Source organism: Thalassospira sp., assembly GCF_030690045.1.
Lineage (GTDB): Bacteria > Pseudomonadota > Alphaproteobacteria > Rhodospirillales > Thalassospiraceae > Thalassospira.
The window spans coordinates 488,480-505,273 of record NZ_JAUYHK010000016.1; the positions used below are offsets into that span (position 1 = coordinate 488,480).

14 protein-coding genes and 2 tRNA genes are annotated in these 16,794 nt (G+C 55.6%); 4 read left to right on the forward strand and 12 right to left on the reverse strand.

Annotated elements, in window-relative coordinates; all coding sequences use genetic code 11:
- Positions 1 to 493 precede the first annotated feature (493 nt).
- From Q8O73_RS13825 to Q8O73_RS13835, 3 genes are all read left to right on the forward strand, one after another.
- Positions 494 to 1,489: an adenosine kinase gene (locus Q8O73_RS13825; RefSeq protein WP_305558747.1), complete on the forward strand. Its 996-nt coding sequence runs from the start codon at positions 494 to 496 to the stop codon at positions 1,487 to 1,489.
- 359 nt (positions 1,490 to 1,848) lie between these two features.
- Complete coding sequence (gene typA / locus Q8O73_RS13830) at positions 1,849 to 3,669, forward strand: translational GTPase TypA (RefSeq protein ID WP_305558748.1); 1,821 nt, start codon at positions 1,849 to 1,851, stop codon at positions 3,667 to 3,669.
- A gap of 141 nt (positions 3,670 to 3,810) precedes the next feature.
- Entirely contained in the window at positions 3,811 to 5,385 is a 1,575-nt protein-coding gene (locus Q8O73_RS13835; protein WP_305558749.1) for an MFS transporter, read from the forward strand.
- A gap of 67 nt (positions 5,386 to 5,452) precedes the next feature.
- Here Q8O73_RS13835 and ptsN read toward each other — a convergent pair whose 3' ends face one another.
- The 9 genes from ptsN to Q8O73_RS13880 all read right to left on the reverse strand — a co-directional run bounded on the left by ptsN (position 5,453) and on the right by Q8O73_RS13880 (position 13,650).
- Positions 5,453 to 5,917, reverse strand: a complete 465-nt coding sequence (gene ptsN, locus Q8O73_RS13840; RefSeq protein WP_305558750.1) for a PTS IIA-like nitrogen regulatory protein PtsN — start codon at positions 5,915 to 5,917, stop codon at positions 5,453 to 5,455.
- A gap of 38 nt (positions 5,918 to 5,955) precedes the next feature.
- Positions 5,956 to 6,555, reverse strand: coding sequence for a ribosome hibernation-promoting factor, HPF/YfiA family (gene hpf / locus Q8O73_RS13845; protein ID WP_305558751.1), 600 nt, complete (start codon positions 6,553 to 6,555; stop codon positions 5,956 to 5,958).
- A 160-nt stretch (positions 6,556 to 6,715) separates the two neighbouring features.
- A complete protein-coding gene (rpoN, locus tag Q8O73_RS13850; protein WP_305558752.1) occupies positions 6,716 to 8,299 on the reverse strand; it encodes an RNA polymerase factor sigma-54 in 1,584 nt (527 codons plus the stop codon).
- A gap of 41 nt (positions 8,300 to 8,340) precedes the next feature.
- Positions 8,341 to 9,162: an LPS export ABC transporter ATP-binding protein gene (gene lptB, locus Q8O73_RS13855; protein ID WP_371135090.1), complete on the reverse strand. Its 822-nt coding sequence runs from the start codon at positions 9,160 to 9,162 to the stop codon at positions 8,341 to 8,343.
- Between the two features lie 15 nt (positions 9,163 to 9,177).
- Complete coding sequence (locus tag Q8O73_RS13860; protein WP_305558753.1) at positions 9,178 to 10,020, reverse strand: LptA/OstA family protein; 843 nt, start codon at positions 10,018 to 10,020, stop codon at positions 9,178 to 9,180.
- An 8-nt stretch (positions 10,021 to 10,028) separates the two neighbouring features.
- Positions 10,029 to 10,736: an LPS export ABC transporter periplasmic protein LptC gene (gene lptC / locus Q8O73_RS13865; protein WP_305558754.1), complete on the reverse strand. Its 708-nt coding sequence runs from the start codon at positions 10,734 to 10,736 to the stop codon at positions 10,029 to 10,031.
- Between the two features lie 2 nt (positions 10,737 to 10,738).
- Entirely contained in the window at positions 10,739 to 11,716 is a 978-nt protein-coding gene (locus Q8O73_RS13870) for an SIS domain-containing protein (RefSeq protein ID WP_305558755.1), read from the reverse strand.
- A gap of 126 nt (positions 11,717 to 11,842) precedes the next feature.
- Positions 11,843 to 12,454 (reverse strand): ribonuclease D, encoded by a 612-nt coding sequence (locus tag Q8O73_RS13875; protein ID WP_305558756.1) that lies wholly within the window; start codon positions 12,452 to 12,454, stop codon positions 11,843 to 11,845.
- Positions 12,455 to 12,906: 452 nt separating this feature from the next.
- On the reverse strand, positions 12,907 to 13,650 hold the full coding sequence (locus Q8O73_RS13880) for a hypothetical protein (RefSeq protein ID WP_305558757.1): 744 nt from the start codon (positions 13,648 to 13,650) through the stop codon (positions 12,907 to 12,909).
- 257 nt (positions 13,651 to 13,907) lie between these two features.
- On the opposite strand from Q8O73_RS13880, the gene Q8O73_RS13885 reads away from it, so the two are divergent.
- Positions 13,908 to 14,027, forward strand: a tRNA-OTHER gene (locus Q8O73_RS13885).
- Positions 14,028 to 14,654: 627 nt separating this feature from the next.
- On the opposite strand, the gene Q8O73_RS13890 is transcribed toward Q8O73_RS13885, so the two are convergent.
- From Q8O73_RS13890 to rdgB, 3 genes are all read right to left on the reverse strand, one after another.
- Positions 14,655 to 14,741, reverse strand: a tRNA-Leu gene (locus Q8O73_RS13890).
- Positions 14,742 to 14,893: 152 nt separating this feature from the next.
- Positions 14,894 to 16,084 carry a radical SAM family heme chaperone HemW gene (gene hemW / locus Q8O73_RS13895; protein WP_305558758.1) on the reverse strand — a complete coding sequence of 397 codons (1,191 nt, stop codon included), beginning with the start codon at positions 16,082 to 16,084 and terminating at the stop codon, positions 14,894 to 14,896.
- A gap of 99 nt (positions 16,085 to 16,183) precedes the next feature.
- A complete protein-coding gene (rdgB, locus tag Q8O73_RS13900; protein WP_305558759.1) occupies positions 16,184 to 16,786 on the reverse strand; it encodes an RdgB/HAM1 family non-canonical purine NTP pyrophosphatase in 603 nt (200 codons plus the stop codon).
- Positions 16,787 to 16,794 lie beyond the last annotated feature (8 nt).

Here is a 16,794-nt window from a genome sequence, read left to right on the forward strand (position 1 = left end):
GTAACAATACAAGATTTTGTAAATAACTTTATTTCAATACATACCGGTATGCATAAGATTTTTCGGCGCGGTCCATTCCATACTTTGCAGGGTTAGGCTTTTTCAAATTTGCCTAACCAAGGTAATTTTTCCCTTCCGGCAGGCCCGTGGCAGAATGCCGAAACAGATATGAAGCCACCCCAAAAACAGGCTTCAAAATCCCAGAAAAATCAACCGGGGCGGCATTTTTCGCCTCTGACGCGATGGATCTCCCCGCACATCGCGCAACGATGACCATCCCCCGCCAGACAGCAAAACAGACACGCCCCGTTGCCCCAAATCAAAACAACATACGTCGTTAGACGTGCCGGTTAAGCAGAGGTTAAGCAACCGGAAGCGAAATGGTTGCAGGACTTGCGCCGCACCTCACAGCGATTATACTGCCGCGCATTCCACAAGGTTGCCGTGTTTGCAACGGCGTACCTTATATACAGACCCAACACAGGAAATCGTGATGACCGAAACCAAATTCGATGTCGTGGGCATTGGCAATGCCATCGTTGACGTTCTTGCCCATTGCACCGAAGAGGATTTGGCACGCCTGAATCTTGTCAAGAATTCCATGACCCTGATTGACGCCGAAACCGCCGACAGCCTGTATGCCCAGATGGGACCGGGTCTGGAAATGTCCGGCGGGTCGGCAGGCAACACGATGGCGGGCATCGCCGCCCTTGGTGGCAAGGGTGCCTATATCGGCAAGGTCCGCGATGACCAGTTGGGGCAGGTTTTCCGCCACGATATCCGTGCCACCGGCATTGCCTTTGACACCGCACCGGCAACCCTGGGCGCACCCACCGCACGTTGCCTGATTTTCGTGACACCGGACGGACATCGCACGATGAATACCTTTCTGGGCGCCTGTGTCGAACTGGGCCCCGATGATATTGATGCCCAATTGATTGCGGCCTCCAGGGTCATCTATATGGAAGGGTATCTGTGGGATCGCGAAGATGCCAAGAACGCCTTTATCAAGGCGGCACAAATCGCCCACGAAGCCGGGCGTCAGGTTTCGATCAGCCTGTCAGATTCTTTTTGTGTGGACCGTCATCGCGCCTCGTTCCGCGATCTGGTGCATAACCATATCGACGTTCTGTTCGCCAACGAGGAAGAAATCAAATCCCTGTATGAAGTTGACAGCTTTGACGCCGCACTGGCCGAAGTCCGCCGCCATTGCAAGGTCGCGGCCCTGACCCGCAGCGAAAAGGGTGCTGTCATTGTTTCCGATGATGAAATCCATATCATCGCCGCCGAACCGGTAGACCGTGTCGTTGACAGTACGGGGGCGGGCGATCTGTTCGCCTCGGGTTTCCTGTATGGGTACACCAAGGGTTTTGAGCTGGCACAATGTGGTCGTCTGGGGGCCATTTGCGCCGCCGAGGTCATTTCCCATATGGGCGCACGCCCCGATGCCGATCTGAAGGAACTGATGCAAAAAAGCCTCAATGTCTGATCAATCGGGGCTGGTCTGTAAAATTCACAGGATGGCAATATTTGTTGTCATTTTGTGAATTTACGGACCGGAATGCCAAAATTTGCCGGTTTACAAGCGTTACAGACCATTGACATTATCCCGATCCGGGCGCATGAACCGTGCGACAGGTTTGGCCTGCGTAAAATTCAACCCGGCATGGCGTGCACAGGGCTGGTAACGCAGCGCAACATTGGCTATAGGGTCCAGACTTGTTCGTAACGTGTTGCAAACAAGTCTGGGCCCCAGGCCTGCATATTCGTTTTACGATATATCTTTTTATTTGACCGATGCGGCGGCATGAACCGGCGCGCGGCATGTTATTTTGGAGTCCGCGCCCCATGGAATTGCGCAATATCGCCATCATCGCCCACGTTGACCACGGCAAAACAACGCTGGTTGACTCCATGTTCCGTCAGTCCGGTGTCTATCGCGACAACCAGCGCGTCGATGAACGCGCCATGGACAGCAACGACCTTGAACGGGAACGCGGCATCACCATCATGGCGAAACCGACCGCCATTCAATGGGGTGACACCCGCATCAACATCGTCGATACCCCCGGCCACGCCGATTTCGGTGGCGAAGTCGAACGTATCCTGTCGATGGTGGACGGTGTTGTCCTGCTGGTCGATTCCGCCGAAGGCCCGATGCCACAGACCAAATTCGTTCTGGGCAAGGCCCTGAAACTGGGCCTGAAGCCGATCGTCATCATCAACAAGATCGACCGTCCGGACCAGCGCGCCGAAGAAGTGCTTGACGAAGTATTCGATCTGTTTGTCTCGCTTGAAGCCAATGACCAGCAGCTTGATTTCCCGGTTCTGTACGCATCCGGTCGTGATGGCTGGGCCGCCCTGAACCCGGAAGGGCCGAAAGAAAACCTGACCCCGCTGATGGAACTGGTTCTCAGCTATGTTCCGGCCCCCAGTGCTGTGGTTGACGCGCCGTTTGCGATGATCGCCACCATGCTGCATGCCGACAACTTTTTGGGTCGCATCCTGACCGGGCGTATTGCCCAGGGTCGCGCCAAGTTGAACATGCCGGTCAAGGTCCTGCGCGGTGATGGCACCATTGAAACCGGTCGCCTGTCGAAACTGATGGGTTTCCGCGGTCTGGATCGTGTCCCGCAGGAAGAAGCCAGTGCCGGTGACATCATCGCGATTGCCGGTCTGACCAATGCCACCGTGGCCGATACCATCTGTGCCGCCGAAGTCACCGTTGCGATCAAAAGCCAGCCGATTGATCCGCCGACGCTGGCGATGACCTTTGCGGTCAATAATTCGCCGCTGGCCGGTCAGGAAGGCGACAAGGTAACCTCGCGCATCATTCGCGCCCGTCTGGAACGCGAAGTGGAAGGCAATATCGCCATTCAGCTGACCGAAACTGCCGACAAGGATGCCTTTGAAGTCGCCGGTCGTGGCGAATTGCAGCTGGGCGTTCTGATCGAAACCATGCGCCGCGAAGGGTTCGAGTTGTCAATTTCGCGTCCGCGCGTTCTGATCAAGGAAATCGACGGCGTTCTGTCCGAACCGTTTGAAGAAGTCCAGGTTGACGTTGACGAGGAATATGCCGGTTCCGTCGTCGAGAAAATGAGCCTGCGCAAAGCCGAAATGACCGATATGCGGTCTTCGGGTGGCGGCAAGACCCGTATTCTGTTTATCGCACCGTCGCGCGGGCTGATTGGTTATCACGGTGAATTCCTGACCGATACCCGTGGTACCGGCGTTATGAACCGCGTGTTCCATTCCTATGGCCCGGTCAAGGGTGCGATTGCCGGTCGCCGCAATGGCGTGCTGATTTCCAACGACCAGGGCGATGCGGTTGCCTATGCCCTGTGGGGCCTTGAAGATCGCGGCATGATGTTCATCGAACCGGGTGCGCGCGTTTACGAAGGCATGATCATTGGCGAACATAATCGCAACAATGACCTTGAAGTGAATATCCTCAAGGGTAAAAAGCTGACCAACGTTCGCGCATCGGGCAAGGATGACGCCATCACCCTGACCCCGCCGCGCCGCATGAGCCTTGAAGAAGCGCTGGCCTATATCCAGAATGACGAGCTGGTCGAAGTGACCCCGCAAAGCATCCGGATTCGCAAATTGCACCTTGATCCCAATGTGCGCAAACGCGAAAGCCGCAAATCTGAATCCGAAATGGCGTAATCTTTCGCCCTTTTTCGCAAAAGCCGGGTCTGTGATGGACCCGGCTTTTTTCATGCCCCCCCTCAGAACACACCCTAATTTCTTAACCAATAACGCCTTATTATCCGCCAAAATACGGGTATCAAGGCACAGGGAATTTTCATGGAACAGGCCACACACCGAAGCTGGGGCGAGGCTTTCAGGGCCTGTATTCATCCGCGTGTCATCACCATGCTGTTTCTTGGCTTTTCGGCCGGGATTCCGATCCTGCTGATTTTCTCGACCCTGTCGATCTGGCTGCGCGAAGCCGGGGTCGAACGTTCCACCGTCACCTATTTCAGTTGGGCCGCGCTTGGCTATTCCTTCAAATTCGTCTGGGCACCGCTGATTGACCGGCTACCGGTGCCGGTTTTGCACCGGCTGCTGGGGCGTCGCCGAAGCTGGCTTCTGGTTGCGCAGGGGGCGATCATGGCGTCGATCCTGTGGATGGGCCTGACCGATCCGGCGCAAAACCTGACCATGATGGCCTTTGCCGCCGTCGCCCTCGGCTTTGCATCCGCCACCCAGGATATCGTGATTGATGCCTATCGGATCGAGGCCGCCGAGGTTGATTTGCAGGCGATGATGAGTTCCGCCTATATCGGCGGCTATCGCATCGGGATGATTGTCGCCGGGGCCGGGGCACTGACCATCGCCGGATTGTTCGAGGCCGAAGGCACCTATGCCCCCGTCGCCTGGACGCTCGCCTATGCCTGTATGGCAGGCGCAATGGGGGTTGGGGTGCTGACCACCCTGATCGTGCGCGAACCGGCCATTGTTCGGACTGACAGTAAATATTTCCACCAGACCGGTGATTATGCCCGTTTTCTGTTGATGTTTGCCTTGGCCGTTGTGGCGTTCATTCTGGCCAATATCGTCAGTGGTGATTTTTTGAGCCCGTGGAAGGCCGACCTGATGGAGGGCGGCATGATTTCCGAACTGGCCGGGTTTATCACCGGTGCCTTGCAACTGGCCTTTGCCATCGGCTGTGCCATTCTGGCGGCATGGCTGACCACCCTTGCCGGTATCACCCCGACCGGCATGGTGCGGGAAACCTATATTGCCCCGGTTCGGGATTTTATCGACCGCTATGGCAGTGCGGCGATCATTGTCATTTCATTGATCGGCGTTTATCGCATCGCCGATATCGTCATGGGCGTGATGGCCAATGTTTTTTATACCGATATGGGATTTTCCAAAGAAGAAATCGCCGCGGTTTCCAAAACTTTTGGCCTGTTTATGACAATTGCCGGCAGTTTTTTGGGCGGGATTTTGTCGGTGCGCTATGGCGTTATCAAAATTCTGTTTCTGGGCGCGTTGCTTTCGGCGCTGACCAACATTTTGTTTGCCATCATGGCGCATATCGACCCCAACACCGTGATCTTTGCCGCCGTCATTATGGCGGACAACCTGTCGGGCGGTCTGGCCACGGCGGCCTTCATCGCCTATCTGGCCGGGTTGACCAATATTTCCTTCACGGCCATGCAATATGCGATTTTCAGTTCGGTCATGACCCTGTTTCCGAAAATCCTGGCCGGGTTTTCCGGCAGTGTGGTGGATTCGGTGGGATATAGCGCCTTTTTCATCGGCACTGCGGCAATCGGCATCCCGGTTCTGATCCTTGTTGTTCTGGCCGGTCGGTTGACCACAGTCGCACCAGCCCGTCCCGCCGCCCCAAACGAAAAACCGGGTGCCTGAACGACACCCGGTTGATCTTTAAAGATTTTCAGAACCCGGTCAAACCGGTCTGTGCCTGTTGTCTGTTTCAGGCGGCCTGTTCGGCCTCGTCCTGGGTCAGAAGGGCATAGATGGCATCGGCCGATGCCGCCCCGCGCAGTTTTTCACACATGCCCTGATTACGCAGCAGGCGGGAAATCCGCGCCAGTGCTTTCAGATGGTCGGCCCCGGCTTCTTCGGGGGCAACCAGCATGCAGAACAAATCGACCGGATGCTCGTCAACAGCATCAAATTCGATCGGGTTCGTAGCCCGGGCAAACACCATGTAAAGCCGGTCAAGATCGGCAAGTTTGCCGTGCGGGATGGCAACGCCACCGCCGACACCGGTACTGCCGAGCTTTTCACGATCCAGCAAAACAGAAAAGATGCGCCCTGCATCGCGTCCGGTCACTTCGGCTGCCTTTTCGGCAAGTTCCTCAAGAACAGCCTTTTTGGAGCCGGAGCGCAATGCCGCAATAACCCCGTTCGGGGCGAGAATTGTTGAAATGTCCATCTTTCGCGTTGCGTTGTTTGGACCTGACGCTGTTTCCGTCACGCTGCGCCGGCTTCTTTTTCTGCCGGGTCAAGCCAGCCGATATTGCCATCAGCGCGACGATACACCACGTTCAATCCGCCATGTTTACCATTCCGGAACATCAGTGCCGGAATATCCCCCAAATCAAGCCGCATGACTGCCTCACCCACCGAGAGCGTATCAATGCGATCAGGTGTTTCGGCAACAATCAGGGGTTCGAATCCATTGATCTGATCGTCATCCGAATGATCCTCTGCCTCCTGCTGGATCACATAATGTTTTGCATCCAGCATGGCCTGGTCAAGATGATCCAAACGGTTGCTGTGATGGTCGCGCAAACGGCGTTTGTAACGACGAAGCCGTTTTGCCACACGTTCACAGGCAGCATCAAAGGCCGGATAAACTTCATTGGCCGCGGCTTTTGCCTGAACCAGCATTCCCTTGCCAACATGAACCGATATCTGACTGTGATAGAGATGCGCCTGTTTGGTGATCGTCACCGTGGCTTCGATCGCATGATCGAAATATTTCTCTACCGCAAGGTCCAAGGTCTCGGAAACGTGTTCGCGCAGTGCGCTGCCAACGTCGAGTTGTTTTCCAATTACCGTTATTTGCATGGATCGCCTATCCCCGGTTGAGTGACTGCCAGTATAGTTCGATGAAAGGTGCCCCTCACGCAGGTGTCGGCACCTTATGCCGTCGATAATACCAAGTCAACATTTGGGTATTCGATATTCATAATCAATACCTTAGGTACCGATTTCCGGCCCTGCACAGTCACATCGCCCGTGCTTTTTTGTCGCGCCGTCTTTGGACGGACGACGGAATGCGCATTGCCTCGCGGTATTTTGCCACCGTTCGGCGGGCAATGTCGATCCCTTCCTTTTGCAGAAGCTCCACCAGCTTGTCATCAGACAGAATTTTCCTTGGGGCCTCGGCATCAATCAGCGACCGGATGCGATGGCGCACCGACTCCGATGAATGGGAATCCCCGCCATCGGCCGATGAAATCGCCGTGGTAAAGAAATATTTCAACTCGAACACCCCGCGCGGGGTGGCCATAAACTTGCCATTGGTCACCCGCGACACCGTGCTTTCATGCATGCCGATGGCCTCGGCAATGTCGCGCAGGATCAACGGGCGCAAATGCGATACACCGTGGCTGAAAAACCCGTCCTGCTGATGGACGATTTCGCTGGCGACTTTCATGATCGTGGTGGCGCGCTGATGCAGGGCGCGCACCAGCCAGTTGGCGTTTTGCAGTTTTTCATTCAGGAAACTGCGTTCATCGCGGTTGCGCACCCCGCGGCTGATTTCGGCGGCATAATCTTCGTTGATCAGAACCCGCGGCAGGGCCTCGCTATTGAGTTCCAGCAACCATGTCCCGGCCGATCCGGCCCGCATCAACACATCGGGGATCACCGGCGGGGCCGGGTCACCATCCGCCGTCTGGCCCGGACGCGGATCCAAAAGCCGAATTTCGGCGATCATGTCATGCAGATCGTCATCATCGACACCACAGACGCGACGCAGCCGGTCAAATTCCCGCCGGGCGAGCAAATCCAGATTGGCCAGCAAGGCCGCCATCGCCGGGTCAAAACGATTGCGGTCACGCAATTGCAATTCAAGACATTCCGCCAGATTGCGGGCAAAAATCCCGACCGGTTCAAATCCCTGCAAGCGGACCAGCACGGCATTCACCATGGCCAGATCGCATTCAAGGGCGGTGGCAACCTCGGCAATATCACCGGTCAGATAGCCATTGCCGTCCAGCATATCGATCAGATAACTGCCAATCATCCGGCGCATGGGATCGGAAAATTCCAGATGAAGCTGATCATCAAGCGACTGTCGCAGGGTTTTCTCGTCGGCCAGTGTCTGGTCCAGCCCCGGCAAATCCTCGCCCGATGCCGAACCGCCACCGCTGCCGCCGGCTCCGCCCGCCCCATATGGCAGGGAATAGTCATGATTGCCCGCCACCGGGGCGCCATCGGGGGTCAGTTCCCCCTCGCCGCCATACAGACTGTCAACCGGGCAATCGAGCGGCCCCGAATCGCCGGTGCCGAGCGTATCGCTGGCAGTCAGGCGGTCCGTCCCCTGACGGTCTTCATGGTCCTGAAAATTATCGTGGCTACGGGAATCGAGGCCGGCCTCGCCATTGCCGACTGCCGCATCGCCGCTTTCGGCAAAATTTTGCGCCGGGTCGGCACGGTCCAGCAACGGATTTTCCAGCAATTCACTGTCGATATAGCTGGCAAGTTCGAGGTTGTTAAATTGCAACAGTTTGATCGCCTGCTGCAATTGCGGCGTCATGACGAGAGACTGGGACTGACGAAGATCAAGCCGCGCCTTCAGGGCCATCTTACCATTTACCCCGTGTCAATCCAGCCTCCCCATATCGCTCACAAACTGAACCGTTCGCCAAGATAGACGCGCCGGACATCATCATTTCTGACAATTTCATCCGGCCCGCCTTCCATCAGAACCCGCCCATCATGCAGGATATAGGCACGATCAATAATATCGAGGGTTTCACGCACATTATGATCGGTGATCAGAACGCCAATCCCGCGATTCTTCAAATGTCCGACCAGATCGCGGATATCCCCCACCGCAATCGGGTCAATCCCCGCCAGCGGTTCGTCCAGCAGAATAAAATTCGGATGGGTCGCCAGCGCACGCGCAATTTCGCAGCGCCGCCGTTCCCCGCCCGACAAGGCCAGTGCCGGGGTGCGACGCAAATGCTCGATCGAAAATTCCGCCAGCAAATCTTCCAGCATCTGTTCGCGCGTCAGGCGGTCATCCTCGACGACCTCCAGCACCGACATGATATTCTGTTCGACCGTCATACCGCGAAAAATCGAGGCTTCCTGCGGCAAATAGCCAATACCCAGCCGGGCGCGCTGATACATCGGCATCAGGGTGATGTCACGACCATCAAGCGAAATGGTACCCCGATCCGGGGAAATCAGGCCGGTAATGATATAAAAACTGGTGGTCTTGCCCGCGCCATTCGGCCCCAGAAGGCCAACAGCCTCGCCACGCTGAACGGTCATCGACACATCTTTGAGAACCGGGCGCTTTTTAAAGCTTTTGCCAAGATTATGCGCCACCAGCCCCTTATTGGCGGTAATCAGGCGCGGACCGGACGCAGTGCCGCCCGCCGGGAGAACCTCTGGCAGTTGCGACCCGTCATGTTGCCCGTTTTTACGCGACCAGAACACTATCCCGACCCTTTATCAGTTTCCGTTGCCCGGCGAACCGGGCGCGGTATTTTCTTCTTTGTCCGGCACCAGCAAGCCGCGCACCCGCGACGAACCGCCACTGGTCCCATTGGCATTGGATGTCAGGCGACTGACCCCGGTATTGAGATCAACCACTGCACGATCGCCATTTAACTGATTATCGCCTCGCGTGATCTTAACCGATCCGGTCAGGGTAACGATACCCGTTTTCGCATCATAGGTCCCCTCGTCGCCCACAACGAATTCCGTGGCCGTCCGGATCGACACGTCACCATACCCGTCAATGCGATGCAATTCATTTTCACCATTCGGCCCGGCTTCAAAGCGCGCCGTCAGCACCGATCCGCGCAATCGCCGTTCCCCGGCCATCGCCAGGGCATTGCCGCGGGCCACCGCCATGCGGTCCAGTTCCCAATATTCCAGGCTGTCTTCGGCGGTCAGGGTTTCGGTTGGCGTCTGATAGGACAGATCCTTGCCGGTCAGAACCACCACGGATTGTTCCAGATCGTAAACCGCATCATCGCCCCGCGCGACATCGGTATCGGACGACAAAACAACGCTGCCTTCGGCCTCGATCCGGTAAATTTCGGTATTGCCGTCCTTGTCACGATAAAGGGCGCGCAATTCATCGGCATTGATTTTCGAGGTGCCGCGTGTTGCCACCGCATTGCCGCGGGCAATCAGGATTTGTTCGTTGCGCCGCCATTCAATGCCATTATCCGATTCAACTTCCAGCCCGCCGCTGCCCGATTGCGCCAGCCCAAGCGCATCGGCAAAGGCCAGCCCCGGCATCATAGCGGCGACCAGCGCCACTATCGTCAAACCCCTGTACGCCATGCCCGTCATCACTGTCCTTCCAGCGCGCTATCGAAAATCACCAGCGTTGCATTGCCCAAAAACCGGATGACAGCCCCCTTGTCTTCCAGTTCAAACCCGGAATCGGAATTGATCGTCCCAAACGGCCCCTGACCATCAACCGGATCGGATCCGCTGGCATTGCCTTGGGCAAGGTAAATTTCGGCCCGTCTGGTATGAATTTCAAACCCGCGGTCATGATACATATTGACCTCGCCGACCAGATCAAGCTGTTCTTCGGTTTCGATATAAAAACCTTCTTCGGCCGTGATCGCAATCCACGAGCCGTCTTCCATCGTCATATCGGCCTGCGGCGTTTCAAGGTGCATATGCTTGGGCAATTGATCATTGGCGGGTTGTTCAATTGCTTCTATCGCCGTCACGGTAAAAGGTTGCCGGTTGCCATCGACCCCGAAAAACCGGGCATTGGCCATGGCGACATTTTCCATCAAATCTTCGGGCGAGGTCGAAAAGCCCAGACGAAACCCGCTTTGCTGAACCTTTTCAATCTGCGGCCACAGCAAAACCAGCGCCAGCAACCCCGCCGCAATCATCGGCAAAACCAGTTTGAGCATATTCACAAACGGGCGGCGCAGCGGATTGATGCGCACATTGCGACGCCCGGACGGCAAACCCGACCGCCGACGTCGTTCCGACGTCTCCCGGGCGTGTGTTTCTGCCGTCTGGTCCGCCGTCATGGTCAGGCAACCCCCAGCCGCAACAAATCATGAATATGCACAAGACCCACCGGCATCCCGGCATCGTCCAGCACAAACAGCGCGGTAATGCTGCGGTCATTCATCACCGCCAGGGCCTCGACCGCCAACAGATCCACGCCAATCGTGCGCGGATTGGCGGTCATGACATCCGATACCTTTTGCGCCACCAGATTGTCAGACATATGGCGACGCAAATCGCCATCGGTCACAATCCCGGTCATTTTGCCATCATCGGCCAGAACCCCGACACAGCCAAACGACTTGCCGGTCATCACCATCAGGGCATCGCCCATCACGGCATCCCCGGAAATCAGCGGAATATCATCACGGCCATGCATCACATCGCTGACCCGCAACAGGCGCTGCCCCAATTTGCCGCCGGGATGAAAGGTGCGAAAATCATCGGCACTGAACCCCCGCCGTTCCATCAGGGCCACGGCCAAGGCATCGCCCAGGGCCAGCATCGCCGTGGTCGATGTCGTCGGGGCCTGCCGGTTGGGGCAGGCTTCGGGGCTGGCGGGCAGCACCAGCGGGCAATCGCTTTGCCGGGCCAATGAACTGCCGGCCTTGCGCGTCATGCAAATCAGCGGCACCTGAAACCGGCGGGTATAGGCGATGATATCGGACAGTTCCGGCGTTTCCCCGGAATTGGACAGGGCCAGAACCGCATCGTCGCGCCCGATCATGCCAAGGTCGCCGTGGCTGGCCTCGGCCGGATGGACAAAAAACGACGGCGTGCCGGTGGAGGCAAAGGTGGCGGCAATTTTTTTGGCGATATGGCCGCTTTTGCCCATGCCGGTAATCACCAGTCGCCCTTTCAGCCCTTCGATCAGCGTGATCGCCCGGCAGAAATCACCATTCAGGGATTCGGCAAGCTCGCGCAACGCATTGGCCTCAATCGCCAGAACGTTGCGGGCCACGGCAAGGTCTTTTTGGGAATCAGCAACAATAACAGTCATCTGGTTCTTTGATCTGGAACGCCCCGGAGCGGGACAAAAACCTGAATTTACCATACCCCCACTATCGGCAGGGTCAATAGCGCCAAAGACAGGCAAAGCGGGATCAAGGATGTAGGGTGGTGTCGTCTAATGCGCAAATATGTCCGCTTCTTCCCAGCCCGACAAATCCAGTTTGGCACGGACCGGCAGGAAATCGAAACAGGCCTGCGCCATTTCGGTGCGGCCTTCGCGGGCCAGACGACGGTCCAGCTCTTCTTTCATCTGATGCAGATACAGAACATCGCTGGCGGCATAGGCGATCTGTTCGGCGGTCAATTCCGCCGATCCCCAGTCCGAGCTTTGCTGCTGTTTGGAAATTTCAATCCCGACCAGTTCGCGCACAAGGTCTTTCAGACCGTGGCGGTCGGTATAGGTCCGCACCAGTTTGGAGGCGATTTTGGTGCAGTAAACCGGCGCACAGGTAACCCCCAGATAGGCATCCATCACCGCGATATCGAACCGGCCAAAATGAAACAGTTTCAGAACCGTCTGATCGGCCAGCAGTTTTTTGAGGTTCGGCGCGTCGTAAGTCTGGCCGTCAAACTTGACAAGATGGGCATCGCCATCGCCGCCCGATAACTGCACAACACACAAACGGTCCCGATGCGGATTAAGGCCCATGGTTTCGCTGTCTATGGCAACGATCTTGCCCAAATCCAGACCGTCAGGCAAATCTCCGTGATGGAGGTAGTTGGTCATCGCGGCTTCTCCGGCTTGCTGATTTTGCCCTGTCTTAGCACAGCCGCCCGGCCCTCGCGATGCAAAAGTCACGCCATATGGCGGGTTTTTGCCGGAAATGGCAAAATTATGCTGATATCCGAACGGACAAGCCCGTTAAGCGACACAGCTACATCAACAAGAAATTCAACAGGAAACGTCGAATCCTTAAAATGCCAAATGGTAATCGGCAGGGACTACATTCCGCACGTCGGATTTATATCGAACTATTAGAGTAGCAATTGGGACTATTAAGTTGCTGGTCGGTCACAAGCGTCACAACATCACAATTGGTCGTTACACAAAGGGGCAAGTATGTTGATCTGCGCTCCGCTGTGGAAAAACTCCACTACCCTGCGCGGGTCAACGAACTCTTGAACGAGAATGGATTAAAGGTTTGATGGAAGGATTATAATACGCCCTCCCTATTGAGCTTAACTTCTTTTTGTGTAACTGAATTTGTTAGCGTCAATACCGTTGACGATCTGAACAAGATCGGAGCCAATATTAGACATAATTCGTTCACTGGGTTGTGCAGACCACATCAAGCCTGCGGCAACAGTAAACGCTGTGTCACCTTTCTCACCCAACACGTTACGAAGGTCGGGAAACCATGTAAGCACCTCATTAAACCCTTCAACTGGCAACTCTCGACCCAATAACCTTAATGAGAGTTTTACAGATGCGGGAAACTCCATTGGCAACCCATCTGCCACGTGGAATATGTCCTCTCGAAACTCCGACAATTCTTTGTGTAAATTTTCGGTTTTCTTTTTCATCTCCACCAGCAAGGCAAAAGCTGTCGGACCTTGATAAGGGATATTAAGACCCTCCTCCTTCGCCTTGCATACCCACTCGGACAAAGAGTTAATCGAAATCATACAGAGGCGCTGCTCCTTAAACCGCTCAAACAGGCTCGCGTATCTCTCTGCGAGAGCATTGATTGCATCACTGGAGCTCTCCCAAGTTGCCATTCGTCTGGTAATGCTCTCATTACGATTTATCCAGAAAGCCCCACCGACGGTGATCGCCGCACCCAATGCAGCGCCAATCGCAGTTCCAATACTGCTATCTAATTGGATATCTGAAAAATAGGGTGACAATAAAATTCCCGCCATACCACCCAGCAAGAAGCCGAAAAAAATCAGTAGAAAAACGTTAAAATCTTGCCGACTCATTTTGGCTCACCTTGAAAAATAAATTGAACACATTCAAAGGTAATACTCTACAAAGCCCAAATAAATTTCGGAATAATTTGAGAGCCAATGATTACCAATAAGCTCTCAAAGCCCCCCTTAGGGATACTATTTTGTTGATTGCCACAACCTATCGCTGGGTCTTCTGTAATCCTTACAACACGACGACACGCACGCGAGTTCCGTCAATATCAGAAAAATCTATTGAAACCATGGCGGCATTGACATATATTATACTTGCTTGTGTGGCGAAATTGGTAAACGCAGGAGCTTGCCTAAATACCTGACAACAACTGTTGCGTGTTTAACAAGCTCCTGAGCTATTGCTTTTGCGGGTTCGAGTCCCGTCACAAGTACCACCCTCTTAAATTTGATGTTGCTCGTTGGGAACTTTGCGCTTCAGTAGGTGCGATTTATCAACTTTGAGCCGTAACACCCACAACTAACATTGATATTTGTTACAGTTGCCGTATCTGCCGATTAAGGGCACACCTTTCAAGGCAGGCAAACTATGCAGCGTTACGTCATCTATAAGCGCGTCAGTACGGTTGACCAGGGCAAGAGCGGACTAGGTCTAGAGGCCCCAATCACGCGACATCGCCATTTACCTGGACACCTATAGCCCGGAGCCATTCGAGGTGAGCGGTGAATATGTTGATGTGCCGTCAGGCAAGGATGACGACCGACCGGAACTCACCAAGGCGATTGACCAGGCAAAGCGGGTACTCGACAGACTAGCGCCGTGAGGTCGCATTATTGAACTCTGGAGAGTCGATGACGTGATAGCCGTGCGGGCCCTCAAGTCATTCCAGCCACCGAAAAGCTGTCTCCAGAGTTATCCCGTACCCTTGCAATTTAGTGAGAATCGAAGCAGCTCAATCTTATGATCCAACACCTTAGGAAGATAATTTTTGGTGGGGCATTTCAGAGAGATTTAGGCAGCACAAAAACAATAGCCCTGCAAGCGGTTCACACTTGCAGGGCTATGGTGCCCAGGAGAAGACTCGAACTTCCACGACCTTGCGGCCACTGGCACCTGAAGCCAGCGCGTCTACCAATTCCGCCACCTGGGCATAGGGGCTTTTTGGGTTTGTTGCGACGGGAACCGCCGGAACGGGGCGCAATATACGCTGCCAAAATTTACTGTCAACATCCTTTTTGACAGTTTGACGAAACCGGGGGCCGGTTTTCGGTTAATTGGCAAAAAGGCGCGGTTTTCCTTGGGTTATTCCGGGTTCTGCCCGTCAAACAAATAGGCCAGAACGCCATTCAGACGGTTGCGGCCCTGTGCGGTGGCCCGCAAACCGGCCCCGTCACAGACCAGATCGCCCGACACAATCAGCGCATCCAGCCGGTCATTATCCAGCAAATCCCGCGGCCCCGCCCCGCCAATACGGGCAAAGCGGGCGGGCGGGATCGTTTCGTCAAGGCGCAGGCCCATCATCACCATTTCGGTCAGACGTTCGCCATCGCTTAAAGGGGTTTCTTCCTGTGTGCCCTGCCCGTGTTTTTCCACCCGGTCCAGCCAGATATCGGGCGCACGGTGGCGGCGCACCGCCATCGGTTTTGTGGTGCCATCGGGCTGGATCACCGCCTCGCGGCCATGCGCCCCCGGCCCGATGCCGAGATAATCTCCATAGCGCCAATAAACCAGATTATGACGGCTTTCCTGCCCCGGCCGCGCATGGTTCGAGACCTCGTAACAACGATATCCGGCGGCGGCGGTTTCTTCCTGGGTGATTTCATAAAGATCGGTCGCCAGATCCTCGCCCGGGATAATCAGTTCGCCGCGCTGATGCAGGGTATGGAATTTGGTGCCCGGTTCGATGGTCAGTTGATACAGCGAAATATGCCCGCGTGCGATATCAAGTGCCTCGCGCAATTCGCGCCGCCATGCCACCGGGTCATGATCGGGCCGGGCATAGATCAGATCGAATGAAAAGCGGTCAAACACGCGGCTGGCAACGTCCAGCGCCCGCAGGGCTTCTTCGGCGTTATGCAGCCGCCCGAGAAATTTCAAATCGCGATCATTGAGCGCCTGAATGCCGATGGAGACACGATTGATCCCGTTGGCGGCAAAGGCGGCAAAGCGGTTGATTTCCACCGTGCCCGGATTGGCTTCCAGCGTGATTTCCAGATCATCACTGACCTGCCAGAAGGTTTTGATATCGGCAATCAGCGCTCCGGCCGTTTCCGGGTCCATCAGCGAGGGGGTGCCGCCGCCAAAAAACACCGATCCCACCACCCGGCCCGGATGGCGTTGCGCACCCGCCGCCAGTTCGGCACGCAACGCCGCGCGCCAGCGGGCATGATCAACCTTGTCGGCGACATGGCTGTTAAAATCGCAATAGGGGCATTTCGACAGGCAAAACGGCCAGTGAATATAAATGCCAAAGGGAACGGTTTCGGGGGTCACGTCGTACTCTCATGATGGCGAAAACGCAGTATGCCATAAAAATCAAAGGACCGCCGATATGATCAGCGATCCTTCAATCACGGTCACTTGCGCGACATTTCAGGCAAAACAAGCCGCCACCAGCAGGGCAAAAGCCCGCGCCCGGTGGCTCATTTCATGTTTTTTGGCCGGGGCCATTTCGCCAAAGGTCTGATCAAAACCATCGGGCCGGAACATCGGGTCATAGCCAAAACCGCCCCTGCCGCGTTTTGGCCAGACCAGTTCGCCGTCCACCCGGCCTTCAAAATTTTCCACATGCCCGTCCGGCCATGCCAGCGACAGCGCACAGATAAAGGCCGCGCTGCGATCCGGATCGTCACCGACCCCGATATGGATTTTTTCCATCGCCATATCAAAATCCTTGTCCGGCCCGGCCCAACGCGCCGAATAAATCCCCGGTGCCCCGTCAAGGGCGGCCACGACCAGCCCCGAATCATCGGCCAGAGCCGGCAGATTTGCCGCCCGTGCCGAGGCCAGCGCCTTGAGCTGCGCATTGCCGATAAAGGTTTTTTCGGTTTCTTCGGGTTCGGGCAGGTTCAGATCGGCCGCCGAGATGACCTCGATCCCGAAAGGGGCCAGAAGATCGGCGATTTCAACGATTTTGCCACGATTGTGGCTGGCGATAACCAGTTTTTTGTCAGTAAAGCGGCGGGCCATACTCATGCCTGTCA

What these genes read in the sequence shown, in the direction of transcription:
- Q8O73_RS13825 (WP_305558747.1), top strand. Translation starts at nt 494, where the DNA reads ATGACCGAAACCAAATTCGATGTCGTGGGCATTGGCAATGCCATCGTT.
- typA (WP_305558748.1), top strand. Translation starts at nt 1,849, where the DNA reads ATGGAATTGCGCAATATCGCCATCATCGCCCACGTTGACCACGGCAAA.
- Q8O73_RS13835 (WP_305558749.1), top strand. Translation starts at nt 3,811, where the DNA reads ATGGAACAGGCCACACACCGAAGCTGGGGCGAGGCTTTCAGGGCCTGT.
- ptsN (WP_305558750.1), bottom strand. Translation starts at nt 5,917, where the DNA reads ATGGACATTTCAACAATTCTCGCCCCGAACGGGGTTATTGCGGCATTG.
- hpf (WP_305558751.1), bottom strand. Translation starts at nt 6,555, where the DNA reads ATGCAAATAACGGTAATTGGAAAACAACTCGACGTTGGCAGCGCACTG.
- rpoN (WP_305558752.1), bottom strand. Translation starts at nt 8,299, where the DNA reads ATGGCCCTGAAGGCGCGGCTTGATCTTCGTCAGTCCCAGTCTCTCGTC.
- Q8O73_RS13860 (WP_305558753.1), bottom strand. Translation starts at nt 10,020, where the DNA reads ATGGCGTACAGGGGTTTGACGATAGTGGCGCTGGTCGCCGCTATGATG.
- lptC (WP_305558754.1), bottom strand. Translation starts at nt 10,736, where the DNA reads ATGACGGCGGACCAGACGGCAGAAACACACGCCCGGGAGACGTCGGAA.
- Q8O73_RS13870 (WP_305558755.1), bottom strand. Translation starts at nt 11,716, where the DNA reads ATGACTGTTATTGTTGCTGATTCCCAAAAAGACCTTGCCGTGGCCCGC.
- Q8O73_RS13875 (WP_305558756.1), bottom strand. Translation starts at nt 12,454, where the DNA reads ATGACCAACTACCTCCATCACGGAGATTTGCCTGACGGTCTGGATTTG.
- Q8O73_RS13880 (WP_305558757.1), bottom strand. Translation starts at nt 13,650, where the DNA reads ATGAGTCGGCAAGATTTTAACGTTTTTCTACTGATTTTTTTCGGCTTC.
- rdgB (WP_305558759.1), bottom strand. Translation starts at nt 16,786, where the DNA reads ATGAGTATGGCCCGCCGCTTTACTGACAAAAAACTGGTTATCGCCAGC.